Origin of the sequence: Novosphingobium sp. B1, from assembly GCF_900176395.1 — a bacterium.
Taxonomy (GTDB): domain Bacteria; phylum Pseudomonadota; class Alphaproteobacteria; order Sphingomonadales; family Sphingomonadaceae; genus Novosphingobium.
Genome location: NZ_FWXL01000002.1, coordinates 1 through 24,591, shown reverse-complemented (window position 1 = coordinate 24,591; position 24,591 = coordinate 1). Strand labels below are relative to the sequence as shown.

Annotated in this window: 27 protein-coding genes and 1 pseudogene; 7 read left to right on the top strand and 21 right to left on the bottom strand. The window is 61.5% G+C overall.

Annotation, left to right across the window (positions count from 1 at the left end; translation table 11 throughout):
* Window positions 1-7 precede the first annotated feature (7 nt).
* The 3 genes from kdpA to B9A23_RS03780 all read right to left on the bottom strand — a co-directional run bounded on the left by kdpA (window position 8) and on the right by B9A23_RS03780 (window position 2,195).
* A complete protein-coding gene (kdpA, locus tag B9A23_RS03790; protein ID WP_084277551.1) occupies window positions 8-1,711 on the bottom strand; it encodes a potassium-transporting ATPase subunit KdpA in 1,704 nt (567 codons plus the stop codon).
* A 10-nt stretch (window positions 1,712-1,721) separates the two neighbouring features.
* A complete protein-coding gene (kdpF, locus tag B9A23_RS03785) occupies window positions 1,722-1,811 on the bottom strand; it encodes a K(+)-transporting ATPase subunit F (RefSeq protein ID WP_084277550.1) in 90 nt (29 codons plus the stop codon).
* Window positions 1,812-1,916: 105 nt separating this feature from the next.
* Window positions 1,917-2,195 carry a hypothetical protein gene (locus B9A23_RS03780; protein ID WP_084277549.1) on the bottom strand — a complete coding sequence of 93 codons (279 nt, stop codon included), beginning with the start codon at window positions 2,193-2,195 and terminating at the stop codon, window positions 1,917-1,919.
* Between the two features lie 139 nt (window positions 2,196-2,334).
* Here B9A23_RS03780 and B9A23_RS03775 point away from each other — a divergent pair, with 139 nt between their 5' ends.
* The gene (locus B9A23_RS03775) at window positions 2,335-4,236 is read left to right on the top strand and encodes a potassium transporter Kup (RefSeq protein WP_084277548.1); all 1,902 of its coding nucleotides are present in this window, start codon (window positions 2,335-2,337) and stop codon (window positions 4,234-4,236) included.
* Between the two features lie 5 nt (window positions 4,237-4,241).
* Here the strand turns inward: B9A23_RS03775 and B9A23_RS03770 are convergent, their stop codons facing one another.
* From B9A23_RS03770 to B9A23_RS03730, 9 genes are all read right to left on the bottom strand, one after another.
* Window positions 4,242-4,484, bottom strand: coding sequence for a hypothetical protein (locus B9A23_RS03770; RefSeq protein WP_084277547.1), 243 nt, complete (start codon window positions 4,482-4,484; stop codon window positions 4,242-4,244).
* Window positions 4,485-4,561: 77 nt separating this feature from the next.
* The gene (locus B9A23_RS03765) at window positions 4,562-5,407 is read right to left on the bottom strand and encodes an alpha/beta hydrolase (RefSeq protein WP_084277546.1); all 846 of its coding nucleotides are present in this window, start codon (window positions 5,405-5,407) and stop codon (window positions 4,562-4,564) included.
* A 1-nt stretch (window position 5,408) separates the two neighbouring features.
* A complete protein-coding gene (locus tag B9A23_RS03760; RefSeq protein WP_084277545.1) occupies window positions 5,409-5,858 on the bottom strand; it encodes a hypothetical protein in 450 nt (149 codons plus the stop codon).
* A gap of 6 nt (window positions 5,859-5,864) precedes the next feature.
* On the bottom strand, window positions 5,865-6,698 hold the full coding sequence (locus tag B9A23_RS03755) for a fumarylacetoacetate hydrolase family protein (protein WP_084277869.1): 834 nt from the start codon (window positions 6,696-6,698) through the stop codon (window positions 5,865-5,867).
* Window positions 6,699-6,807: 109 nt separating this feature from the next.
* Window positions 6,808-7,710, bottom strand: a complete 903-nt coding sequence (locus B9A23_RS03750) for a VOC family protein (protein ID WP_084277544.1) — start codon at window positions 7,708-7,710, stop codon at window positions 6,808-6,810.
* Complete coding sequence (locus B9A23_RS03745) at window positions 7,707-8,135, bottom strand: GlcG/HbpS family heme-binding protein (RefSeq protein WP_084277543.1); 429 nt, start codon at window positions 8,133-8,135, stop codon at window positions 7,707-7,709. Before B9A23_RS03745 ends, B9A23_RS03750 begins: the two co-directional genes overlap by 4 nt.
* Window positions 8,132-9,628 carry a bifunctional 3-(3-hydroxy-phenyl)propionate/3-hydroxycinnamic acid hydroxylase gene (locus B9A23_RS03740; RefSeq protein ID WP_084277868.1) on the bottom strand — a complete coding sequence of 499 codons (1,497 nt, stop codon included), beginning with the start codon at window positions 9,626-9,628 and terminating at the stop codon, window positions 8,132-8,134. Before B9A23_RS03740 ends, B9A23_RS03745 begins: the two co-directional genes overlap by 4 nt.
* A gap of 8 nt (window positions 9,629-9,636) precedes the next feature.
* Window positions 9,637-10,863, bottom strand: a complete 1,227-nt coding sequence (locus B9A23_RS03735; RefSeq protein ID WP_084277542.1) for an amidohydrolase family protein — start codon at window positions 10,861-10,863, stop codon at window positions 9,637-9,639.
* Between the two features lie 134 nt (window positions 10,864-10,997).
* Entirely contained in the window at window positions 10,998-11,954 is a 957-nt protein-coding gene (locus B9A23_RS03730; protein ID WP_084277541.1) for a Rieske 2Fe-2S domain-containing protein, read from the bottom strand.
* Between the two features lie 206 nt (window positions 11,955-12,160).
* Between B9A23_RS03730 and B9A23_RS03725 the strand changes: the two genes are divergently transcribed.
* The 3 genes from B9A23_RS03725 (at window position 12,161) to B9A23_RS03715 (ending at window position 15,375) form a co-directional block, all read left to right on the top strand.
* Window positions 12,161-13,078, top strand: coding sequence for an NAD-dependent epimerase/dehydratase family protein (locus B9A23_RS03725; protein ID WP_084277540.1), 918 nt, complete (start codon window positions 12,161-12,163; stop codon window positions 13,076-13,078).
* Between the two features lie 12 nt (window positions 13,079-13,090).
* Complete coding sequence (locus B9A23_RS03720; protein ID WP_254894968.1) at window positions 13,091-14,101, top strand: LysR family transcriptional regulator; 1,011 nt, start codon at window positions 13,091-13,093, stop codon at window positions 14,099-14,101.
* A gap of 170 nt (window positions 14,102-14,271) precedes the next feature.
* Window positions 14,272-15,375, top strand: a complete 1,104-nt coding sequence (locus B9A23_RS03715; RefSeq protein ID WP_084277539.1) for a VOC family protein — start codon at window positions 14,272-14,274, stop codon at window positions 15,373-15,375.
* A gap of 76 nt (window positions 15,376-15,451) precedes the next feature.
* On the opposite strand, the gene B9A23_RS03710 is transcribed toward B9A23_RS03715, so the two are convergent.
* From B9A23_RS03710 to hisD, 4 genes are read right to left on the bottom strand one after another with little or no spacing between them, the layout of a single operon-like run.
* On the bottom strand, window positions 15,452-15,859 hold the full coding sequence (locus tag B9A23_RS03710) for a VOC family protein (RefSeq protein WP_084277538.1): 408 nt from the start codon (window positions 15,857-15,859) through the stop codon (window positions 15,452-15,454).
* Window positions 15,860-15,864: 5 nt separating this feature from the next.
* Window positions 15,865-17,028, bottom strand: coding sequence for an alpha/beta hydrolase (locus B9A23_RS03705; RefSeq protein ID WP_084277537.1), 1,164 nt, complete (start codon window positions 17,026-17,028; stop codon window positions 15,865-15,867).
* A 9-nt stretch (window positions 17,029-17,037) separates the two neighbouring features.
* Window positions 17,038-17,793, bottom strand: a complete 756-nt coding sequence (locus B9A23_RS03700; RefSeq protein WP_217806586.1) for an SDR family NAD(P)-dependent oxidoreductase — start codon at window positions 17,791-17,793, stop codon at window positions 17,038-17,040.
* Window positions 17,793-19,124 (bottom strand): histidinol dehydrogenase, encoded by a 1,332-nt coding sequence (gene hisD, locus B9A23_RS03695; protein WP_084277535.1) that lies wholly within the window; start codon window positions 19,122-19,124, stop codon window positions 17,793-17,795. The genes B9A23_RS03700 and hisD overlap by 1 nt, the downstream gene beginning before the upstream one ends.
* A 241-nt stretch (window positions 19,125-19,365) precedes the next feature.
* Between hisD and B9A23_RS03690 the strand changes: the two genes are divergently transcribed.
* The gene (locus tag B9A23_RS03690; protein ID WP_084277534.1) at window positions 19,366-19,875 is read left to right on the top strand and encodes a cupin domain-containing protein; all 510 of its coding nucleotides are present in this window, start codon (window positions 19,366-19,368) and stop codon (window positions 19,873-19,875) included.
* Window positions 19,872-19,991: pseudogene (locus tag B9A23_RS03685) on the top strand (SDR family NAD(P)-dependent oxidoreductase); the annotation flags it as partial. The gene B9A23_RS03690 and the pseudogene B9A23_RS03685, both read left to right, overlap by 4 nt.
* A 151-nt stretch (window positions 19,992-20,142) precedes the next feature.
* Here the strand turns inward: B9A23_RS03685 and B9A23_RS23490 are convergent.
* Window positions 20,143-20,508 carry a transposase gene (locus B9A23_RS23490; protein WP_368655928.1) on the bottom strand — a complete coding sequence of 122 codons (366 nt, stop codon included), beginning with the start codon at window positions 20,506-20,508 and terminating at the stop codon, window positions 20,143-20,145.
* Between the two features lie 624 nt (window positions 20,509-21,132).
* Here B9A23_RS23490 and B9A23_RS03670 point away from each other — a divergent pair.
* Window positions 21,133-21,432, top strand: coding sequence for a type II toxin-antitoxin system TacA family antitoxin (locus tag B9A23_RS03670; RefSeq protein ID WP_084277531.1), 300 nt, complete (start codon window positions 21,133-21,135; stop codon window positions 21,430-21,432).
* A 330-nt stretch (window positions 21,433-21,762) separates the two neighbouring features.
* Here B9A23_RS03670 and B9A23_RS03665 read toward each other — a convergent pair whose 3' ends face one another.
* The 4 genes from B9A23_RS03665 to B9A23_RS03650 form a co-directional block, all read right to left on the bottom strand.
* Complete coding sequence (locus B9A23_RS03665) at window positions 21,763-22,335, bottom strand: MucR family transcriptional regulator (RefSeq protein WP_084277530.1); 573 nt, start codon at window positions 22,333-22,335, stop codon at window positions 21,763-21,765.
* 76 nt (window positions 22,336-22,411) lie between these two features.
* Complete coding sequence (locus tag B9A23_RS03660) at window positions 22,412-22,828, bottom strand: hypothetical protein (protein WP_084277529.1); 417 nt, start codon at window positions 22,826-22,828, stop codon at window positions 22,412-22,414.
* A gap of 117 nt (window positions 22,829-22,945) precedes the next feature.
* Window positions 22,946-23,941, bottom strand: a complete 996-nt coding sequence (locus B9A23_RS03655; RefSeq protein ID WP_084277528.1) for an SDR family NAD(P)-dependent oxidoreductase — start codon at window positions 23,939-23,941, stop codon at window positions 22,946-22,948.
* Window positions 23,942-23,981: 40 nt separating this feature from the next.
* Window positions 23,982-24,591: zinc-binding dehydrogenase (locus tag B9A23_RS03650; protein WP_139797312.1), on the bottom strand; the 610-nt coding region annotated here is incomplete at its 5' end.

The following is a 24,591-nucleotide window of genomic DNA, read 5'->3' as shown; positions in this document are numbered from 1 at the left end:
GTTGTCCTCAGAACAGCTGGCCGGAGACCATCGCGAGGTGATCCGCGACTGGGCCGAGAGCGAGGCTGGGCAGGAAGGTGAGCCCGCCGACGATAAGGATTATGCCAACCAGCAGGCCGATCCACAGTGGACCCGTCGTCGGGAATGAACCTGCCGTCTCGGGCGTGTGCTTCTTGGCGGCAAGGCTTCCGGCGATGGCCAAGGCTGGCACGATGATGAAGAAGCGCCCGATCCACATCGCAATGGTGAGCAGGCCATTGTACCACGGCGTCCCGGCGGTCAGCCCGGCGAAGGCCGAACCATTGTTTGCCGTGCCCGAGGTGAAGGCATAGAGTATCTCGCTGAAGCCGTGCGGCCCCTTGTTGAGCGGACCAGCCAGGCCCAAAGGCAGGACCGCGCTTAGCGCTGTAAAGCCCAGGATGCACAGCGGCAGCATGGCGATTGCCAGCACGGCGAGCTTGACCTCGCGCGCCTCGATCTTCTTGCCGACATACTCGGGCGTGCGTCCAACCATGAGGCCGGCGATGAAGACGGCAAGCAGGGCGAACAGGAGGAAGCCGTAGATGCCGGCACCCACGCCACCGACGACGATCTCGCCCAGCTGCATGTTGAACAGCGGGATCATGCCACCCAATGCGGTGAAGCTGTCATGCATGGCGTTGACCGCGCCGCACGAGGCCGCCGTCGTCACGACCGAGAACAGCGCGCTGGCGGCGATCCCGAAGCGGACTTCCTTGCCCTCCATGTTGCCGCCAGCCACGCCAAGCTGATGCAGCACGGGATTGCCGACTGCTTCCTGCCAGTAGGTGACGCTGACGCCGGCGAGGAACAGCACCATCATCGCCGTGAGGATTGCCCAGCCCTGGCGCGTGTTGCCGACGGCCTTGCCGAAGCAATAGGTCAAGCCCGAGCCGATGGCGAAGATCGAGAGCATCTGGACGAGATTGGTCAGCGCGGTCGGATTCTCGAACGGATGGGCGCTATTGGCATTGAAGAAGCCGCCACCGTTGGTTCCGAGCATCTTTATGGCCTCCTGGCTTGCCACGGGGCCAAGAACCAGCGTCTGCTTGACGCCCTCAAGCGTTGTCAGGTCGAACGTTGACGTGAAAGTCTGCGGAACTCCCGAACCGACCAGGAACAGGGCATAGACCACGCAAATCGGCAGCAGCAGGTAGAGGGTAACGCGGGTGACATCGGCCCAGAAGTTGCCGACAGTCCTGGCTTCCGAGCGCGCAAAGCCCCTGAACAGGGCAAAGGCGATGGCGATGCCAGTAGCGGCCGAGAGGAAGTTATGGATCGTCAGGCCCAGCATCTGCGCCAGGTTGCCGAGCGTCGCTTCGCCAGAGTACCACTGCCAATTGGTGTTTGTGGCGAACGATACGGCCGTATTCAGAGCGCCATCAGGTGAAACGCCGGCCAGTCCTCGTGGATTGAGCGGAAGTATCGCTTGCAGCCGCAGGATCGCGTAGCTGAATGCCGTCAGCACCAATTGGAACAGCAGCATGTGCAGCGCGTAGGCGCGCCAGCCCTGTTCAGTCTCAGGCCGGATACCGGATAGCCGGTAGAACCCGCGCTCGAGAGGGCCGAGCACGCGATGGAGGGGAGTGCTACGCCCCTCATAAAGCGCAAAGAGCCATGACCCGATAGGTTTGGCGAGCGCCACCGTAAGTGCAGTGAACAGGAGTATGAGGCTCCAGCCGGCAATAGTCATCGCAGCCCCCTCAGAAACGTTCTGGCCGCAGCAAGGCGGCGAGGAGATAGAGAAGCAGGCCCGCAGCGGTAAGGGCTGCAAGAAGCAGGGGTGTGGTCATGGCGGTGTCCTCAGGCCTTTTCGCAAAGACGAACGAAGGCAAGCGTGAGCAGGAAAAGGCAGCCGAGCAGGGCCAGCCAGGCAAGGTCGGACATTATGAAGCCTCTCAGGTTAGAAAGCTGCGCGGGGGCATCGGCACGAGGCGGAACAGCCCAGCGCCCTCGACGGCAAAGGCAAGGCCAGATACGAGCGCCGCGAAGGCGGACGCGACAATGGCAAGATCCGCGAGCGTGGCCTGGCCATGATGCGGTGTCGCGAGCTGGCGGTGCAGGAGCAGCGCCATGCCGTAGCTTGCAGCAAGCAGGAGTGCGCCGAAAGCGCGAAGGCCGATATCCTTGGCCAAGCCTATCGTGCCGGCACTCGCGAAGTGTAATTTTTCGAGCATTGAGGGCGTCCCGCAATTCCTGTGCGGAACGGCATGTGCGTCTGGTTGCCGTTAAGATTCCACGGGGAACATCGCCTGCCCCGTAAAGATTGCGTAAAGTTCGTGGGCAGTCGCGCTGCTCGCGCCTATTTGCCAAGTCATGAGCGAAGCTATCCTGGACGAGGTGCCGTCCGAACATGCACAGCACGGTGAAAAGCTGTCAGCGCTGGCACTGGGGGCAATCGGCGTTGTCTTCGGCGACATCGGCACATCGCCACTCTATGCGCTGAAAGAGAGCTTCATCGGTCACCATCCCTTGGCGGTCGATCGTCCGCACGTGTTCGGCGTGCTGTCGCTGATATTCTGGACGATGATGCTGATCGTCACGGTCAAGTACGTCTTCGTGATCCTGCGCGCCGACAACAAGGGCGAGGGCGGCAGTCTGGCGCTTCTCGCGCTGATCGGGCGAAAGCTCGGCACAAGTCGATGGACGCCGGCCGTTGCGATGCTCGGCGTGATCGCGACGGCCCTGTTCTATGGCGACGCGATCATCACGCCCGCGATCTCCGTGCTGTCGGCGGTCGAAGGGCTTAGTGTGGTCAACCCCGCCTTTTCGGCATGGGTACTACCCTTGTCGATCGGCATCCTCGTGGCGCTGTTCGCAATCCAGTCGCGCGGAACAGCAGTCGTCGGTCGGCTATTTGGCCCCGTGATGATTGTCTATTTCATCGTGCTAGCGGGGCTCGGTCTGATGAACATCGCGCAGGCGCCCGAGGTCTTGTGGGCGTTGAGCCCGCACTATGCGGTGGAATTCTTCCTCATCGATCCAAAGCTTGCCTTCCTCGCGCTAGGCTCGGTGGTACTGGCAGTAACGGGCGCTGAAGCGCTCTATGCCGACATGGGGCACTTCGGGCGAAAAGCCATCATGATATCATGGCTTTACATCGCGTTTCCTTGCCTTCTTATCAACTATCTCGGACAGTCGGCACTGCTCGTCGCCAATCCGGCTGCGGTGGAGAACCCGTTCTTCCTTCTCGCCCCCGAATGGGCACGCCTGCCGCTAGTCGTACTGGCCACCATGGCCACGATCATCGCCAGTCAGGCGGTCATCTCGGGAGCATTCTCTGTCTCGCAACAGGCCGTGCAACTGGGATTCCTGCCGCGGCTCAAGATCTTGCACACCAGCGCCAGTGCGGCGGGCCAGATTTATATCCCGGTGGTCAATTGGCTCCTGCTGCTGCTGGTAATACTGCTCGTCCTCGGCTTCGGAAGTTCGAGCAACCTCGCAGCTGCCTATGGCATCGCCGTCACGGGAACGATGTTCATCACCGCCTGCATGTTGGGGATATTGACCTGGAAGGTGTGGCGTTGGCCGCCGCTGGCGTCGATCACCATAACTGGCGGATTTCTCCTCATCGACGGGCTTTACTTTGCCTCGAACGTCACGAAAATTCCTGACGGCGGCTGGTTTCCGCTGCTCGTTGCGGCGGTCGCATTCACGCTGCTGACGACGTGGGCGACGGGCCGCAACCTCGTGCGCGACAGGCTTGCCGAGGATGCAATGGACATCGAACTGTTCCTCAAATCGTCGAGCGGGCGGGTCAAGCGCGTGGCAGGAAATGCGATCTTTCTGACATCGAGTGCTGAAGGCGTACCGCCGGCGCTGCTCCACAATCTGAAACACAACCAGATATTGCACGAGCGCGTGATCATCCTGACGGTCGTGACCGAAGGCGTGCCGCACGTTCCCGCTGCGCGCCGCCGCGAGGTCATTGACCTCAGTAACGGCTTCTATCGCATACTGCTGCGCTTCGGCTTCATGGACGAGGCAGATCTGCCCGCTGAGATGGCGCTCGAGACGCGTGCCGGCGGGGCGATGCGCCCGTCTGACACCAGCTATTTTCTGGCCCGCCAGACGCTCATTCCGTCAAGCCGTCCCGGCATGGCGATCTGGCGCGAGAAGCTATTTGCATGGATGGTGCGCAACGCCGAGAGCGCGATGGAATTCTTCAAGCTGCCGACCAATCGCGTCATCGAACTGGGCAGCCAGGTCGAGATTTGATCGCCTCAGCCTTCGGCCACGAGTGGATAGCGAAGCCTCACGTCATCGAGCAACAGTTCGATCGCCGCGCGCTGGGCCTGCGTACCGCCAGGGCGAATTTCCCAGTTGCAGTGCGCGTGTGTCTTCCGGTCACGGACGATGACTGTCCCTACAGCCTTGCGCCAGGACTGCGCTGTGCCGCCGATCTCGCGGACCAGCCGGGAAACGAGAAGCATTTCGAGTTCGGACGCTACCATGCCTGCCGACATAATGTCTGCGGGCCCCTCCGAAAAGGGTTGGCAATGGGCGCGACGGCATTTGTCGAAAATTCAGCTAAATTGGGAGGTCACCCTTCCAAGCCTCTGACAAAAGATATTATTTCGTCCGCAAGTCGGCGATCGGATGTGCCAATGTGCATCGCCATCGAATAGTGGTTGTGTCCCGATAACGTGACCGCGCGCGGCATGTGTCCATGCCTGTCAAGGCGCTCTCTCATCAGGCCCAGAAACTCCGCCTGGAAGCGTGGCGGATCGAACTGCGCGCAGGCAACGAGCAGAGGCACGTTCGTCGAAGCCAAGGCCTCGCGCGGCATCTTGCCGGCATATTCGTGGTTGGGACCGTAGTAAGGCTCGTCTTTCTCATCGAGCGGCGTGTAGCCATAAAGCCCTGAGAGCAGCACCGCGCCTGCGACCGGCAGGTCGGCGTTCAGCTTCAGGGCGGTCGCGATGTGCACCGCGCCTGCCGAAGTGCCAATGATGACGATCCTGTTCGGATTACCACCATGGCGAGCGGCATTGCTGCGCAGCCACTCCACGGCCTGAATCACATCCTCGCCACCTTCCGGCCAGCGCGCATTCGGCAGCAGGCGGTAATTCATCGCCACACCCAGAAACCCGGCTTCCGCCATCGTGCGGGCTACCGCTGCGTTCTGCCAGGAGCCATTGTCGCCCTTGTCGCCGTGACGAAAACCCCCGCCATGCACGAACAGCACGACCGGCAGATCGCGCTCGTCACTGGCGCGATAAAGATCAAGCCGGTGGCGCTCATGTGGCCCATAAACGCAGTCAATCGCCACAGGCGCCACGCGGGAGGCCAGATCACGCTGCTCGGCATCGAACAGGTCGCGACAGGCCTCGACGACTCGCGGCCCGAGCGTGGTCCCCATGGCGGCAATGGCTCTTGCGTAGTCCATGTCAGCCTTGCTCCTGTCCGAACAGTCGCCCCAGCGACCATCTGGTTATCGCAGCACCCAGCAAGCCGCCGAACATCACCTTGGCCCCGAACGCTCGCACCCAGTCGACATCTGCTACCGGCCCGTAAAAACAGACAGCCATCAACATCGCACTTAACGCCAATCCGGCGGCAACCGATCGTGCCGCTTGGCCCAGGATTGCGCCTGTCGCTGGCCCGACATTGCCTTGCCTGCGCAATGCCTTTCGGATCAGAAATGCCGGCACCAAGGTCGCCATCAGCGCGATTACGCCGCCTTGCGGCAGAAAATCACGCGCCAGTTGATCCGGCGCGCCAAAGGAAAGCAGGCGCGCCTCGGTGCCGAATACTGCGAGGAAGAAAACGGCGCTCAGCACCGCATTGATCACCGTGCTGGCGCGTGTCTCTCGCCGGATGGGGCGTTCAAGCGCCATTTCGCCTCAAGCCTCGTCGATGACAGGATTGGTCAGTGTGCCGACCTTGCCGATCGAGATCTCTGCGACGTCTCCGGCCTTCATATAGAGCGGCGGGTTGCGCTTGTCTCCCACGCCGCCGGGGGTGCCAGTGGCGATGACGTCGCCCGGTTCCAAGGTGGTGAAAGTCGAGCAGTATTCGATCACGAAGGCAATGTCCCAGATCATGTCCGACACAGGCTGGTCCTGCACGAGCTGGCCGTTGATGCGGGTCTGCACGCGCTGTGCGGCAAGATCGGGCAGTTCGTCAGACGTGACGAGCGCCGGGCCGAAGCCGCCGGTGCCGGGGAAGTTCTTGCCGGGCGTGAACTGGATGTTGTGGCGCTGCCAGTCCCGAACCGAACCATCGTTGAATACCGAATACCCGGCGACATGCTCCAGCGCATTTTCGCGCGAGATGCGTCGGCCGCCTTTGCCGATGACGACGGCGAGCTCACCCTCGTAGTCGAAGCGGGTGGTCTCGGGCGGGCGCACCAGCGGTTCGCCATCGGCGATCAGGCTGTCGGCCCAGCGGGTGAAGATCGCGGGGTATTCCTTTTGGTCGCGCCCCGTCTCGGCGACGTGGGTGGCATAGTTCAGGCCCACGCAAAGGATCTTGTTCGGATTGGGGATCAGCGGCAGCAGGCGCACGTCGGCGCGAGGATAAGTTGCCGTAATGGCCAGCGCAGAAAGGTCACCGGCCACGGCGTCCTTGAGCCACGCCGCTGCGCCTTGTGTGCCGAGGTCATGCACGGTTTCGCCATCGAGGCGGCCGAAGCTGGGGGTGCCGTCGGGGCGGCGGAAGCTGATGTAACGGGCCATGGTCTTGTCTCCCCTGAGGACGCCTTTTGCCTGCACCGCCGATCCTGCCAGCGCAAGGGCGGCCGCGCCGCCGACGAAACCTCGTCTGTCGATTCTCAAAGTGGTGCAGTCAAAGTGGTTGAGGGTCCCAGTCCCGACGGCAACGGAAGCGCTCTTCAGCAATGCGCAGGCGAGCAAAGTCCTTGTCCGAGACGCCCCACTGGTCGATGCGATTGTCGGGCCAGGTCCAGTCGTCGGGCTCGCCGGTGCGGTAGTCTGCCGGCACCTTCTCGACTGCGGTCGAATATTCGATAACCGGGCCGAACGGCGCGATGTAGTAGGCATAGACATTGTCGCCCGGCCCATGGCGGCCCGGGCCCCACGCGGGCGTAAAGCCGTTATCGCGCATCCAGCCAATGCCACGCATCACCGCGTCGAGATCGTCCATTTCGAAAGCCACGTGGTTGAGGCTGGCGAACCCGGCGCGGGCAAAGGCGGTGGAATGGTGGCTGTCGTTGCAGCGCACGAAGACCATGCCCTTCGTCCGGTCCGACACGCGAAAATCGAGCACGTCCTCCACGGCATGCCCCAGGAGTTCGGCATCGGTAGAGTTGAACACCACGTGCGTCAGCTTGACCGGCGAGACGCGCTTGCTGGCCTTGGAAAAGCCGTCGATGGGATCAACCTCGCTCGATCCGGCCAGGAACCGCAGGATCGTGCCCTCGGGTAGTTCGACGAGCAGGCCAGCGCCATCGCCCGGATCGGTTGAGGTCACCGGTCTTGCCGCCCAGCCCTTGTCGGCCACGCGGGCCTTGATCGCGGCAAGTTCCGCGTCGGAGCAGGTGAACGTGGTCGAGCGCACGAACTCGGCATCCGATTGCTCGAACGCAACAAGGTAGGGCATCGTGCCGGTGCCGCGCAGGTAATGCACGCTCCCGCGCACCTCGGCGGGATAGAGGCCCCAGACGTCGACCATCCACGCGGCCGCGCCAGCGGGATCGGGCAGGGCCAGTTCGATGCTTCTCAACTTCACTTGTTGTTCTCCAGATCGAAGCCTGCAGCCTTCAGACCGGCAAAGGCGCAAAGCTCGTCGCACTCGCCGGTATCGCCGCTGATGCCCACGGCACCGATGATCGCGCCGCGCGCGCGGATCAGCACGCCGCCAGGCGAGAAGGCGATATTGCCACCCACCGCCACGCTTACGCTCTGGAAGAAGGCGGGATTTCCTTTGGCTCGTTCGGCCAGGATGCGGGTATCATCGCCCATGCCCAGCGCGCCCATCGCCTTGGCGCGGGCGATATCATGGCGGAACAGGCTTGCCCCGTCCTCGCGCGCAAAGGCGACAGGGAGGCCTCCTGCATCAAGCACAATCACCGCAAGCGGCCTCGCACTGCGCGACCGCGCCTCGGCCAGCGCTGCGGTGACGATGGTCTGGGCGGCGTGGAGGGTCAGGCTCATGCGGTGATCTGCTGCTTCTGGCGCAGCATCGCATCGCGCAGGGCGATGAGGTCTGTCGCAGCGCCGGTGCCAAACACGTAGTGATCGGGGCGGACCAGCACGGCTTCAACCTCGCGCGCCTCGAGCCAGTGCGTGACCGCGCCGTTGTCGGGCAGTTCGCTGGCGGCGATCACGTCGCCATCACCGCCCTCGCGCACAAACAGCCGCCAGCCCTGGCCGACAAGATCATCGAGCTTGCGACCATCGGCAAGGATTGGCTGGATGAAGCGCTGGCCCGCTGCAGGCGTGCCCTGCGCCACGAACCCTGCCGAAATGGCCGGGATCAGGTCTGCAGCCGTCTCGCCCTGTTTCTGTGCCGATTGCGCGCGGATGCTGGCGTCACGCTCCGCCGCCTTGGCCGGATCGAGTTCGCAGATATAGCGCCCGGCGGCCACGGCCGTTCCGATGACGCCTCGCACGTGTGGGTCACGCTCGGGCTGGTACGTCGTCAGGATGGCTTCGTCCGCGCCATCGTTGACGATCGCCGCCATCTTCCACGCAAGGTTCGCCACATCGCGCAGGCCGTGGCACATGCCCTGGCCGAAGAACGGCGGCGTCTGGTGTGCGGCGTCTCCGGCGAGGAAAACCCGTCCGACCTGCCACTGCTCCGCCACCAGCCCGTGGAAGCGATATGTGGCGGCACGCACGATCTTGTGCGGCACGTCCTTCATCCACGCGCCAACCAAGGCCGCGACATTCTCCTCGCGCATCATCTCGGCATCGTCTTCATGCGGCAGGAGCATGAACTCCCAGCGACGGTGGTTGCGACGGCCAGGGACCACCGTGGCCGGGCGATTGGGATCGCACATCATCACCGACAGGCGCTGCAAGTCCGCGCCTTCGGGCACGCCGGTCAAGTCGGGGAAAGTCACTGGCCCTTCGACCTCGGCATCGACAACCAGCCACGGCTCCTCAAAGCCCAGATCGTCGAGCTTCACGCCCAGCGCCTTGCGCACAGGGCTGCGCGAACCGTCGGCGGCGATCACCCAGCGCGCGGTCAGGCTGCGCTGCGCGCCATCCTGCGCGTAAGCAACTGTTACGCCATCGTCACCCTGCGACAGGGAGGTGAACTCTGCGCCCGGCAGCAGCCCTATGCGGCCCTTGTCGGCAAAGGCCGCGCGCAGGTGCGCCTCGAATTCGGGCTGGTAAAAGAAATAGTCGTTGGCCCACCCGAACGGACGCGGCTTGCCGACCGTGCCCATGTAGCGGATCACGCCGTGGTCGGCACCGACGTGGAGGTGCCCGTCAGTCGCCACCATGTCTGGCTCGACCCGGTCGATTACCCCCGCGCTCTGGAACAGGCGCATCATCTCGTGGTCGAGGTGGACCGCGCGGGGCAGGGGGTAGTGATCGGTCTCCTTTTCGAGCACAATCGCCGAAAGACCCTGCTTTCCCAGCAGGTTGGCGGCCATTGCTCCCACGGGGCCGCAACCGATCACGGCAACGTCAAACATCGGCGACATTAGACGGCAACCTCTGCGGGCGCCTTGTAGAGCGCGCCGCCCTTCATGATCATCGCGATGCGGTTCTTGTCCTGCAGGATCGAGACATCCTGCGTCGGGTCGCCATCGACCAGCAGCAGGTCGGCCAGCCAGCCCTGCTTCACCCGGCCAATCTCGAGGTCCATCAGTTCCCCGCCCAGCGCGGTTGCGGCCTTCAGCGCCTCGGCAGGCGTGTAGCCGAAGTGGTCGACGAAGATCTGCAGGTCGCGGGCGTTGCGGCCATTGGGATTGAACGGAAAGCCATAGTCACCGCCGATCAGGATGCGCATGCCGCGGGCCTTGAGCGCGGGCACCAGCTTGGTTTCCAGCTCCATCCGCTCGGCCGCGCTCTTCTTCATGTGGCTCATGTCGATGTGCGGCGGCGGCGTGGCTTCCAGCGCGGCGATCGAAACGCCCGGCGATGGCGCGTAGAACGTGGTGTCCCTCGCCGCGATCATTGCATCGGCGGCGGCCTCGTCGGCGTAGGAGGCGTGGTAGATGATACGTGCCCCGGCCTTGAGCGCCAGTGCGATAGCCTCGGGGTAGTACGCATGCGTGGCGATCCATAGCCCTGCTTCACGCGCCGCTTCGCCTGCGGCTTCCATCTCTTCCTCGGTATAGAGCACGTCGCCTGCAGACCCCGGCTTCAGCGCATCCTCTCCCGAAACCACCAGCTTGAGCGAGCCGATGCCCTGCTCCTTGCAATAGGCCACAAACTTGCGGATCGCCTCGGCCCCGCGCCCGTTGAACACGTCACCGGTCTCCACGCCCTCGGCCCCTTCCGGGCTGCGCTCCAGCGTTGACGGCACAAGCCGTGGCCCCGGCGTATCGCCTGCTTTAATCGCGCGCGCCAGTTCCACCTCGATACCATCGACCAGCGCGCCTGCCGAATAGGCGCTGGTAAAGCCATGATCGAGCAGAATCCGCGCATTGCGCCAGGCCGCCACCTTCAACTCGTCTTCGGGCAGGATGAACTGGTGGTAGATCTTCTCTACCGAAGAACCCCACGTCAGATGCGCATGCGCCTCGACCATGCCCGGCATCAGCGTGCGGCCGGCGCCGTCAATCACCCTATCGGCATGCGACGCGGTCGGCGCACCTTCGCCCATGGCCGCGATGCGATCACCCTCGATTCGTACCCAACGCTCGCCAGCCAGCAGCGTCTCACCATCGAAAATTCGCACATTGCGGATGAGCACTGAGGACATCTCCTACTCCCGATTCTTGTCGGGAGTGGCTTATGGCCGGAAGTGACATGGGAGAAGTATCAATACCCAATACGGTCATAGCCATGCCTTATGACCTCGCCGGGCAAACCCCCTAGTCCTTGGCCGAAATGCCTCTACGAAGCTCTTTGCCAAGGCAAGAGTGCCCTGGTTTCGGGCACCATGTTGTGCAAGGTATAGCCCTCGTCTTCCCACTTGCGCGGTTGCTTGGCGGGGACCGCCGCAACGCCCAGCGTCATCAAGGCTGGCGCCTGCCAGACGACCTGCGTCCAGATGTCGGCGCGGTTCGCGCCGTGGATCGTTGCGCGAAATGCTTGAGGTGGGTCGCAATTCTCGGCCAACCAATCTACCACGACGGTGTCACCTTCCAGGCGACTGTTGCTTTTCGCGGTGGTGTTGATGCCGCCCAGCGTGTCGGGATGGAGATAATCGGCGTGGCTCAGATCTAGGATGTTGTCGCTTAACAACTGGTAGTTGGCGGCGGTAGGCATATAGCCGCAGGTTCGCGCCTGTGGCGGGGTCTCATCAATGTAGGAAAGATCCGGAATCAGCGCGGCATCAGCTTTTTCGGGATCACCCAGCCACACCCAGATAATGGTGTGGCGCTCTGCCACCGGAAAAGATCGCACGGCGAGGGCCGAGACGATTGGTCCGTGGGGATTGTGGTTGCACTTGCCATCTGCGCCAAAGCCGAGGCCGTGATAGCCGCAGAAGATAGTGTCACCATCAACCTTGCCTGCCGAAAGCGGTGCGAAGCGGTGAGGGCAGCGATCGACGAGGGCGGTCAGGCAGCCGTCTGATCGGCGATAGAACAGCAATGGGATCTCGCAGATAGTCCGTGCAAGCTTGTCGCCAACTGCGATCTCATCTGCGAAGCCGGCCTGATACCAGGTGTTCATCAAATAATTTGTCATGCTTGCATCCTGACAGGCGGTGGCACCAGCACGCAGATTGGCCAATGGTTCCTCCCTCGCTTCTTCTACAGCTGGATGGCGGTGGCGACTGCACCGAGCAAAGTCACGATAATGTACCGAGGCTTTCAGGCAAAATTTGCAGCGTCGATAGGTAATCATTGAAACAAACGTCGGGAGAATAGGGCGCGCAAAGCCTATTCGGACCCTGTAGCATTATTGGAGAAGTGGGGGCTATGAAGCCATCGGCACAAGACTGACAGCCATGCCGCATTCAGGCAGGTGACCGCCAACCTATTTGCGAGCCTGGGGAACACGGACGTCAAGATCGGGCAGGGTAGCCGGGCAATTTCCAAGGATACGCTGAAGTGAATGTTGTCGTAACAGGTGCCGGCGGGTTTGTCGGACGAGAGCTTGTCAACCTGCTCGCGGGCGCCGGTCATGCGGTGACGGGCATCGATCACGCGAAGGGCGGCATTCCCCAAGTTGCGCGCGTTGTAACAGGGGACCTCGGCGATCGAGCCGTTCGGGCCGAGGCGCTGGGCAGAGGTTGCGATGCCCTGATCCACCTCGCAACAGTTCCGGGCGGCGCGGCAGAAGGAGATCCTGCAGCATCTCGCCGGATCAATGTCGAGGCAATGTACGATCTGCTGCTTGAAGCTGCTGCGCTAAACGGCGGACTTCGCGTTGTCTTTGCCAGTTCCATCGCCGTGTTCGGCGATCCCCTTCCGCCGCTGGTTGACGATGCCACCCCGCTTTCGCCCAAGATGATCTACGGCGGGCACAAGGCAATGATGGAAGACGTAATCGCCATGTTCTCGAACCGCGGGACGATCGACGGGGTGAGTGTGCGCCTGCCCGGCATCCTCGCCCGGCCCAAGGGACCATCGGGGATGAAGTCGGCATTCATGTCGGATATGTTCCATGCGCTAAAAGCAGGCGAGACGTTCACCTGCCCGGTTTCGGCGCACGGTCGGATCTGGGCGCAGTCAGTCCGCCAGTGTGCTCACAATTTCATGCATGCTCTCGATCTTGATGCATCGCTGCTTCCGCCGACGCGGGCGGTAACGCTGCCGGCGCTGCGGATTGCCATGGGTGACCTTGCGGCAGAAATCGCCAGCCAATGCGGGGTTGCCGCAGATCTGGTGAGTTATATGCCTGACGCGGCGTTGGAAGCGGCATTCGCCGCGCAGCCCCCGCTCGCCACACCCGCTGCCGAACATGCCGGTTTTGCACATGACGGCGACCTTGCTACACTTGTCTCAAGCGCCCTTGCGACGATCTGAGGCGCGGCGGAGATGGCGATGCGATTTGGAAGGCTCGACCTCAATCTGCTCGTGGCGCTCGATGCGTTGCTTACAGAGCGCAGCGTGAGCATCGCCGCTGACCGGTTGTGCCTTTCTCAATCCGCGACATCGAGTGCGCTGGGCCGTCTGCGCGACTATTTCGGTGACGAACTGCTCGTGGTGAAGGGGCGAAACATGATCCTCACCGCACGAGCCGAGGAATTGATAGATCCGGTCCGCGCCGTGCTTGAACAGATACGCACGACCGTTGCGGTGGCGCCTCCATTCGATCCGATTACCGCAGATCGCCAAGTGCGGATCATGGCTTCGGATTATTCTACCGAAGTGCTGCTGACGCGCGTTCTGGCGACGCTGGAAACCGAAGCTCCCAACATCCGGGTCGAGATCCAGCCGATGAACGACAACCCGATCGAAGCCATCGACCGGGGCCATGTCGATCTGCTGCTGACGATCGACTATGCGATCTCACCGGAGCATCCGAGCCAGTTGCTCTTCGAGGACGACTACGTCGTAGTCGGCGCGCGCGAAAATCCGGCGATGCACGAACCGATGACGCGCGAGGTCTATTTTCGGCTTGGGCACGTCTCGGCAAGATTTGGCAAGGCTCGCGTCTCGGCTTTCGAGGACTGGTTCGTGCGCCGCCAGAAGCAGCAGCGCCGGGTTGATGTTGTGGCACCAACGTTTCTGTCGCTTCCCGGCCTGATCGCAGGGACCAATCGCATAGCCACGATGCATCGGCGGATGGCCGAATTGGTGGTGCGGACGATGCCGCTCGTGATGCGTGAAGTGCCGTTTGCCATACCCCCCATCCGCGAAAGTGTGCAGTGGAACATTGCCAACAACAATGATCGCGCCCTGCGCTGGGTAGTGGAAAAGATGCAGGTCGCGGCGCTTGCGACCGACCCGGTTCGAGATGCAAACGTCATTACACTCGAAGCCAACCCGTCGCTTGACCTTGGAGAAATCGAGGTCGAGTACCGGATGAACCACCCGCAGCGGTGATAGCATAACGGGAGCGAGCGCGACGCCAACATTTACCTGTTGCTGCTGCTTGCTTGCAGGAATTGAACGCAGCCATCGGCTCGCTAAATAGCATGGGTCCGAAAAGTTCGGTTTCCGGACCTGGCAAGTGGCAGGCATGAAGGTCTCCCGAGACAAAGCCCGGAGATTACATGGCAAACCCTGTTACGCCGCATCACTTGACACCTGCAGTGCTTGGCGTCGAGAGCGTCCTGTTCGGGGTAGAAGACCTCGCGGAGCATACTCGCTTTTGGACCGATTTCGGCCTGCCACTGGAATCGGCGAGCGGCAGCGAAAGCGTGTTCCGCCTGCAATCCGGCAGCAGTGTGATCCTGCTGCGGCATGGCGATCCGCGCTTGCCTACACCCGATCCTTTTGTCGGTGATGGCCTGAAGGAGACGGTTTGGGGCGTCGACACCGCCGCGAACCTGGAAAAGATTGCGGCCAGCCTCGCCAGCGAAGTGCATGTAACACGGGATGCCGATGGCACAGTGCGCTGCATGTGTCCCGACGGCCAGCCGATCGCCTTAAGGGTGTGGGACAAGCGGCCCGTGGTTTCCGAGGCCAGTCCGGTCAACACTCCGGCGAACTGGCCCCGCTTCAACCAGCATCGCATCTGGCGCAAGCGCGCGACGCCCAAGACAATCAACCACGTGGTGTTCTTCTCGACCGATTATGTGGGCAGCTTCGAGTTCTATGAACGGCACTTGGGCTTCCGGTATGTCGACCACTCGCGCGGCACCGGCATTTTTGCGCGCGCTGGCGGCACGTTCGAGCACCATTCAATTTTCTGGGTGAACTGTGACCTGCCGATCGCGCCCGATCACTTCAAGTTCATGCACATTGCATTTGGCTGCGACGATATCGACGAGGTCATGCTCGGCGCGAACATCATGGACAAAAAGGGCTGGAAGAACACGACGATGAATACCAGCGGTGGCATCTCGCGTCACCGCATTTCCAGCGCGATCTACTATTACTGCGAAATTCCCGGCCATGCGGGAGAGGCGGAATATCACGCCGACACCGATTACCTGGACGATGGCTGGGTGCCGCGCGCGTGGGATTTCAAGTTCGGATCGCTATTGTGGTCGGCCAACGCACCGGCCATCTTCCGTGGCGACGATATCCCTTGGGACATGGCCTTCGACCATGACCGCAACAGCTTTGCGCCCTTTCGCCGCGCCAAGCCAGGCAAGCAGCCGATCGAGGGCGATCTGGCCAATCTGACCGCCGAGGACGAACACGCTATCTAGGGCTGTGCGTTCCATACGCCATGCCTAGCAGGGGGCGCTCCAAAGGATTTCTGCCTATTCTTAGGCGGCTTGCAGGTCAGTCGTCGGCCTCTTCCACGAACTCGATCAGATTGCCCGCTGGGTCGCGGATGAAACACCCTTTGCCGAAGTTTTCGCGGACCACGAGAGCTACCTCGGCCTGCTGCTCCGCCATCTCCGCGAGAAAAGCTTCGAGGTCGGCAATTCGGAAAGCCAGGTGCTTATTGCCGTGGGTCTTGATATCGGCAGCAGGATTGCGGCGATCTTCTGGCAGCGGAGCAGCGCCTTCAACCTCAAACAGTTCGAAGCGTAATGAACCCTTGCGCATCATCGCCGTATGGCTTCGTGCCGCGGTGATGTGGAAGCGCCGCTCCAGTTTGAAGCCGAGTATCCGGTCATACCATTCGATCGCATCTTCAAGCGAAGGGACCGACACCCCGCGGTGATGAAAAGTGAAGTGCGCCACGCACCTCAGCCCTCGTTCCTTGTCAATTCGTCAAACGTCTGCGCGCACCAGTCGGCGATGTAATCGCGCATTCCGGTGCCGTTGTCGGCCCCGCAATGTTCCACCTCAAAGTCCGCCTTCGTAAAGATTCGCAGGGTACGCTTGGGGCTGTTCACGGCCTGCTCGTAGCTCCTACGAGCGTTGAAAGCCGGGATCTGGCGATCATTTTCGCCATGTGTGATCAGGAACGGCACGCGGATCTTCTCTACCTGTCCATCAAGCGTGATCTGGTCGGCATAGTCGAGGAACGCCTGGTGACTGTCGATTCCGAAGACCCACATGACGTGGTCCCAGTAATGCGGGACCGGGTTCTCGCCCTCGTTCGCGACGCGCTCGCGCTGGCGCTGGCCCCAGACGTGATTGGCGCCCATCACCGCGCACAGGGCATAGCGGGGATCGTTGGCGGCAATGCGTGGCGCGTGATAGCCGCCGAACGACAATCCGAAGATACCGATCTTCGATTGGATAACGTCGCTGCGGGTCAGCAGGTAATCAAAGGCAGGGCTGCCCCAGCGTTCGGCATCGTAAATGGCTGGAAGATTGCGCTTGCGGATTGCCTCGCCGGTGCCGGGCTGGTCGAGGAACAGGGTGTTCATCCCCCGCTCCAGATTGACCGCGCCATGCCCGGCCATGTCGACCTGCTCCTTCATGGAATCGAGGCCGTTGACCGAAACCAGCGTGGGGCGCGGCGTGCCGGATCCATCATGCACGAACAGGGCCGGGTAGCTCGACCCCTGATACGGAATCTCGACCTTCTCGACGTGGAGACCACGCAGGGCGCTGCCTTTGTGATAGAGTTCGAGGCCACGGTCGTAGGCCACCCAGGGCGGTGCGTAATCACGGCTCTGGAGGCGCTCGGCACCAAGGTAATAGCCGGAGGCACGCAGGTACTTCGCGCCGGCCGAGAGGAGGAAGCCCTCCGCCTCATCGCGTTCGGCGTTTCGGACCACCTGATCGGCCACGGCAATCCAGCTGTCGAACAGCTGCGCCGAACCTGCATCAGCGCCTGCCTTGGCAGCCTCGCGAACCGGGCGGCACACCTCGTCCAATTCGCCATGGTTTCCACCCGCGATCAGCGCGAGGTTGATGCCGAGGTTCCAGACGTAGTTCCCGGGAAAGGGTTCGAACATGGAGTGTTCCTATTCTGCCGTCCAGCCACCGTCGACGACGAGGCTGGAGCCGGTCATGAGGGAGGAGGCATCGCCGGCGAGAAACAGGACGGTGCCCATCAGATCCTCGGGCGTGCCGATGCGGCCAAGCTTGATCTTTTGAAGGACGCTGGCCTTGAAGGCGGCGTCTTCGAACATTGGCCGGGTCAGCGGGGTTTCGATGAACGTTGGCGCAATGGTGTTTGACCGGATACCGTGTCGTGCAAGATCGAGCGCGAAGGCCTTGTTCATGCCTTCCAGCGCCCACTTGCTGGCGCAGTAGAGGCTGCGGTTGAGGCCTCCGACATGGCCCATCTGGCTGCCCATGTGAATGAGCGAGCCTTGAGTGCCGGTCTCGATCATGCGGCGCACACAGGCCTGGGCCACGAAGAACGCCGCCTTCACGTTCAGATCGAGCACGGCATCGTAATCGGCCTCGGTCACCTCCCACATCGCCTTGGGTCGGTTGGTTCCGGCGTTGTTGACCAGAACATGGAACGGTTCGCGATCGGCAAAGAACGCTGCGACCGCCGCCGTATCGGAAACATCGAGCTTTGCGGCTTGCGCGCCGTTGCCGATGGCATCAGCAGCCTGTTCTACCTCCGCAGTGGAGCGTGCAACCAAGGTTACTGCCGCGCGAGCCTCGGCCAACGCCGCCGCTGCGGCAAGGCCGATGCCGCGCCCCGCGCCGGTCACGATGGCGCGCTTGCCATCGAGCCGGAAAGAAGGCGTGCGTGGCAACACGATCATGCCCTGGTCAGTTCGCTGGGTTCGGCTTGTCCGGCATAGGGCACGTTGCGACCACCGAAACGACGCACGCGGATGTTCGCCTGCTCGCCGTGGCCGGCAAAGCCTTCCAGCGCGCAGAGGCGGCTGCAATATTCCCCGACCAGCGTAGAGGCTTCGTCGGTCATGACCTTCTGGTATGTGCAGGTCTTGAGGAACTTGCCCACCCACAGCCCACCGGTATAGCGCGCCGCCTTCATCGTCGGCAGCGTGTGATTGGTGCCGATCACCTTGTCTCCGTAAGAAACATTGGTGCGGCTTCCCAAGAACAGCGCGCCATAGTTGGTCATCTTCTGCAGGAAATAATCGGGATCGGCGGTCATCACCTGCACGTGCTCGCTGGCGATCTCATCGGCGATGCGCACCATTTCCTCGTAGCTTTCAGCCACGACCACTTCGCCATAAGTCTCCCACGCTTTTTGGGCGTGATCGGCAGTTGGTAGGATCTCCAGCAGGCGCTCGATTTCGGCCATCGTCGCTCGGGCGAACTTTTCGGAATTGGTCAGCAGCACACCCGGGCTGTCCGGACCATGCTCGACCTGACCGAGGATGTCGGTGGCGGCCAGTTCCGGGTCGCAGCCAACTTCATCGGCAATGATCAGCGTCTCGGTAGGGCCAGCGAACAGGTCTATGCCGACGCGGCCGAACAACTGGCGTTTGGCCTCGGCTACGAAGGCGTTGCCGGGGCCGACCAGAATGTCGACGGGCGAGATGCTCTGCGTGCCGATGGCCATCGCGCCGATCGCCTGGATGCCGCCAAGCGCATAGATCGCGTCAGCACCGGCAAGAGCCTGCGCCGCAACTATGGCGCGGGCGGGCTTGCCCTGAAACGGCGGAGCACAGGTGATGACGCGCGGCACGCCTGCAAACTTGGCGGTGATCACGCTCATGTGCGCCGAGGCAAGCAACGGATACTTGCCGCCGGGAACGTAGCAGCCTGCATTCTGGATTGGCAGGTTCTTGTGCCCAAGCACCACGCCGGGCATCGTCTCAACCTCTACATCGGTGATGCTGGCGCGCTGGATCTGGGCGAAGTTGCGCACTTGCGCCTGCGCGAACTCGATGTCCTTCCGCTCCTGCGGAGTCAGGCTTTCGACCGCCTCATCGATCTCGGCTTGCGAAAGCTGATAGTCTTCGCGATCCCAGCCATCGAACTTGATCGACATGTCGCGCAAGGCATCATCGCCGCGCTGTTCGATGTCGGCAAGGGCCCTTTCCACGGTGCCACGGACGCTACGATCGCTTTGCGCCTTTGTGGCAGCGGCTACGCCGCGCTTTAGCCAGATGGCCATTGTACTCCCCGCAGGTTCATTAGCAGTGTTCACGCCATTGCCGAAGGTGGTGGGTGCCGACCAACGCATAGTATCGATGCAAGGCTATCGACCGAATGCTTTTGCCGGGCATGACGAGAGCATTTAGCTGCGGAGTACGGTGGCAGCCGCTGGCATCCTGCAGCTCGAACCGAGCACTGATACCCTCTTTTCTCTTGTGTGAGCCCTTGCGGTTCGTTTGATTCTACCGGAGCCTGTCGCGATGCAACTATCTGATTCCGGCCTTCCTCCCGTTCAGCGCGTCGTCACCGGCCATGACGAGAATGGCCGCGCCGTGTTCAAGTCCGAGGATGTGACGCCGACCAGGATGATCCCATCGGGTGATGCTTCGTTCCTGCTGATCTGGACCACGCCGACGGTCCCGGCTGACAATAACGATGAAACCGACGGTCGGCATCGCGAAGCCGGCCTGACGCTTGAGGGCGGTTCGGTAATCCGTGTGGTTGACATGTTGCCGGGCAAGGAAAGCCCCATGCACCGGACGAACTCGATCGACTACGGGATCGTGCTCGAGGGCGAAGTGGAGCTTGAACTAGATGAAGGAGCAAAGCGGACCATAGGGCAGGGGGGCATTATCATCCAGCGCGGCACCAATCATATGTGGCGCAATACGACTGACAGGCCCTGCCGGATCGCATTCGTGCTGATCGAGGCCCCAGCCTACCTTCACAATGGGCAACCGCTGCCCGAGGACAGGCCCGAGCACAAGTGACCGGCTTGTTTGACCTTGCCGGGAAGACCGCAATCGTCACAGGATCGACGAGGGGCATCGGCCGCGCGATCGCCGAGGCGCTGATTACCCAAGGTGCCCGCGTCTTGATCTCCAGTGAGAGTCTTTTAATCGCTAACCTGTCAATCAGGCGCGGCGGGCATCGCCAGCGCTGCGTCGAGGTGTTTGTTCTCGACGATCGCCGCCTGATTTACCTGCCTGATCTTGTCGTGCATCCGGTAAGGCAGGACATGGTCGCCGTGCCGGATCTCAAGGCTGCCATCGGGATACTCGCAGACCTCGACCCGCTTGCCGGCGACCCTCCGTGCCATACACAAACTGGTAGATCGTCTCGTGACAAACAGTGATGGGATTGGCCTTATCGAGTCTCAGGCGGCCAGCAATTTGCTCTGGTGACCAGCATTGCTGAAGATGTTCTACGATGCGCGCGGCAAGCTCACGATCACGGTTGACCTTGCCACCACAGACCCGGCGCGAAGCAGCTTTCCGGTGTGCGACACGACCGAAATAGCCACGGAACCAGGCGTCCTCGTCATAGAAGAAGTTGCGCCGCAGCTCACGATAGATTGTCGCTGGATGCCGCCGGAGTTCGGCGGCGATCCGGCCAACAGGCATGCAACGATCGCGCATACGCATGATCGTATCACGCTCTTCAAGACTGAGATGTCGGTAGTTTCGAGCCATTGTGCGTCCTCTTGAGTGGGGCACAAAGTGCCCGGAAATCCTCAAAATTCGCACTTCAAGATAGAATCCACCCACTTACACACTAGCAGTTTGGCAAGAAAGATTATGTTAAACCGCATCCGTCGGTTGCGGGTTTTGTCAGTGGCGAATGAGTGTGATCTCACGACGCACACCGCTCGATTTTCAAGCGGAGCCGCTATCATTGAGCCGGTCCATGTAAGTGTGCATCGAGGTGCTCTCTCGACGATGCACAGGTCCTCTAGCCAAGGCCTGCAGCCCGGTCGAGCAATGATCTGGTTGATGATCGCGCACATCTCGTGCAAGCGCGATTGCGTCGCCGCGATATGGATCTTGGCGGCTGCAGCAACTCCATCAGCGAGAACCCTGCGGCATTGATCAGTTCGGGTTTGGCGGTCCTGACCGCCGATGCCCAACGATATGTCGAGATCCCGTAATTCTTTAAGAATGCTAAGTTTCTCGAGGATGTGTCGGGGCGCGCGGCGCGCATATTGTGTTTTACAATACACAGAATACTGTGTTTGGCGGAGATGGAATATGGCCAAGCCGCTTGAACGCAAAGATCGCCCGGCATCGATGCGACTGCCAGAATCTGACGATGCTCTGATTGACCGTGCAGCAAGAGCCCTCGGGCGTTCCCGGACCGAGTTTGTACGCGAGGCTGCCGTGCGGGCCGCCGAAGATGTCCTGATGGACAAGGGGCTTGTGCGGATGAGCGGCGAAAGCTTAGCCGAATTCATCGCGTTGCTGGAACAACCTGCTGAGGCGGTTCCAGCGCTCGTCGATGTGCTTAGGCGACCTGCTCCTTGGGACACGCATTCGGACGATTGGCAGTGACAATTGAGCTTGCCGCCGCCGGACCAGTTAAACGCAGCTGATGAAGTTAATGGCTTCGACCGCGGCAAGCCTTCGCACAAGTCCTGGCCAAGACGCGGGTCCCCGCAATTCAGGAGCGGGGATTCATGGCGGTGTTGGTCTTGCATGAGTCGATGTGATGCGATCGATCTTCGTTCAACGGCTTTGGCGTTGTCGCGTGTGCACAATGAGACGCTGATGCTGCGTCACATCTCAGCTTCTCAAGCAAACTAGACCATGATCTGGTGGGCCGTCATGGGCTGCCATAACACGGCCGAGTGCTTGCGTAGCTCTCGGCCGCGTGCTGGTTTTTCAGTTATTGTCGTCGCCCGGTTTGCGGTTTTCGCGCTTTGGTCGTAGCAACTTGCCAAAGCCGCTAATCTTTGCGGCTTCCTTCCTTCGAGCAACATAGCCTGGGGTGGTAAACGGATAATCTTTTGGAAGATTATGCCTTCTCAAATAATCATTCTGGTCAACACCCATCCTATTCAAGTGTCGTGACAAAAACGTCACTTCACGTCCATCATCAAGACAAATGATGCGATCATCATATACCGTTTGGCGCCCGTACCTCACGTAGCCAGTCTCGCGATCTTCTGGATCACTTTCGGTTGGGATCGGCTGAAGATCAACGACTTTCGCGGTCTTCTTGCGGATCGGCTGCGAGGTACCCCCCTCCCCGCCCCCCGGCGGCGGTGCCACGGGCTGGACCGTCGCACTCGAGGATGCGACAGAACCAAGCAAGACGCGCGCTGCCGCAAGTGAATGGTGCGCAAGCTCGGCCAGTTGTTGCGGTGCGCAGTTGGTATTGGACAGATACGCAGTCACGATCTGCAGAGCCATTGCAGACTGAACCGGGACCTTGTAATTCACATCAATATTCATGTTATGCTCCAATCGAAATGTAAGCTGATAGACTTCAAAAATATTTCATCCTTTATCCATCTATCAAAATTAATCTTCATCTGCTTAGACCTTTCTGCCTGTCAGCCATGTGGACGATATAGTCGTCTTCCATGACCTGCTCGTAGACCAGGCCCAGTTCGACACGGTGGCGATAGACATCCTCGCGCGCCACAGGGTCAACCGAGATCGCTTCGGCCGCCTTCCTGAGCTCTTCAGGGGGCGCATCTTCGCGCAGCAGCTTGATGAAGTGACGCGTCTGGGCAATCCTGCCATCTGCAGGATCGGGATAGATCCGGGCCAACTCAGCGAGCCGGGCCTGATTGGATGCAGAGGCGCTGGCTGGCGAATTGAGTGAAGCACCTGAACGCTCCGGGCCGTCTTGCCGATTGGGCGCAAGGAATTGCTCCGCGATTTCACGCTTGGCATCATTCCCAGCGAGGTCAATCCGCTGCTGTGGGAACGGTGGTTGCAAGGCGGTGAAGCTCCCTTCTCCAAGCGCAATCTGACCAGCCCCAGGGTTGGATCGATGGGCATCAAGCGGGGGCTGGAGCGCGTCAGCGCGGGAGTCGTTCGCGCGCGATCGACTGTGTCATCTGCAGAGGAAGGTGTCGCCGAGGCAGTCGAAAAATTGGAGCATGCGAAGAGCGAGCTTGCCATGGAAGAGGCGAAGGAGGCAGCCTTCGTCGAGTACCTCGTTACAGAGCATTTGGTCAGCCTGGTCGAGCCAATCTTTGCCCTTGGTCCAGCATGGACCTTGATGCGTGCGGCAACGGCCGCCTACGGCGTCAGCATCTGCGACAAGGCCGGCCCAGAGCGTCGTCGCGGCACCTTGCCGGGGCGATTTCCACTCAAGCGGCGGTTTGCCCTCCTTGGCCATGTCGGCATTGATCTGGCTAACGAGCGCTTGCAGCTGCCCGTCGCCCATGTGGCGATCGAGTTCGGTCCTGATGCCGCCTGGATGCACCGCAGTCGCGCGCAGGCCGTGCGAGCGATAACGCCTGTCGAATTCGACAGCGAACAGGATATTCGCTGTCTTGGAGCGCCCATAGGCGATGAACGGATCGTAGGCCGTGGTCTCGAAATTGGGGTCCACCAGATCCACATCGGAAAAACGGTGGCCGGAAGAGGCGAGCATCACCAGCCTGGAGCCGGCGCGCATAAGCCCTGCGATCCTGTTCACGAAGGCGAAGTGCCCGAGGTGGTTGGTCCCGAACTGCGTCTCGAAACCGTCGGCGGTGAGACCGAATGGCGTGGCCATCACTCCTGCGTTGGCGATCACGAGATCGAGTGGTCGGCCCACGAAGCGCGATTCGTCAGCGGCGCGGCGAACACTCTCGAGGTCGGCCAGATCAAGCTCGACGAGCTGGACCGAAGCGCGCGCAAGTTCGGCATCAGCCAGCGCTCTTCGCGCCTTGGTCAGGTCCCTCGCGGTGCCGATCACCTGTGCGCCATGGCTGACCAGGGCGCGAGTTGATTCCACACCCAATCCTGCTGAAACGCCGGTTACAAGAATGCTCTTTCCGGTCAGGTCGAGGCCTGACAGCACGTCGTCGGTGGTGGACTGGCGTCCGAAGGTCGTGTTCATAACTGCTCCTGATGATGTATGTTGCTGGTGTGCGCAGGGATCAGAGTGCCCCAGACAAGTTGGGATCGATCGTGATCGCGATCTTGCCCCGCTGCCGTGCAACGCCGTTGCGGCCGAGCACCGCATCGTATGCCGAACCGACGGCTTCGATGGAGTAGACACGGGGATCGAGCCGGGGGACGAGCTTGCCTGCTTCGACGAGGGCGCTGGCCTCTCGCAGCATGTCGCCGAAGTGGGCCCGGGCTTCGTTCGCCAGCAATGTGTGCAGAGTGAAAACGCCCGAATAGGTCGCTTGCTTGAACGAGAGCGGGGCCAGCTTGTGGTTGCCCCAGCCGAGGCAACTGACCACGTGCCCAAAGCGCCTTACGGCCAGGAACGAGGCATCAAGTACCAGGCCGCCGAGCGTATCATAGACAAGATCGAAGCCACGCCCGTCGGTGTGTTCGGCCACGTAATCCGCAGGCTCCCTCGCTGCGTCGATCGGTGTGGCGCCGAGCATGCGGACGTAGTCGAGGTCGCTGCCACGGGCCGTTGCGAACACACGGGCGCCGCGTGCACGCGCTTCCACCAGATGGCTGCGTGCGGTGATGACGCTGCGAACGCCATGCGCTGCCGGAGATTTGACATGCACCTCCTTGTAGAAGCCGGTG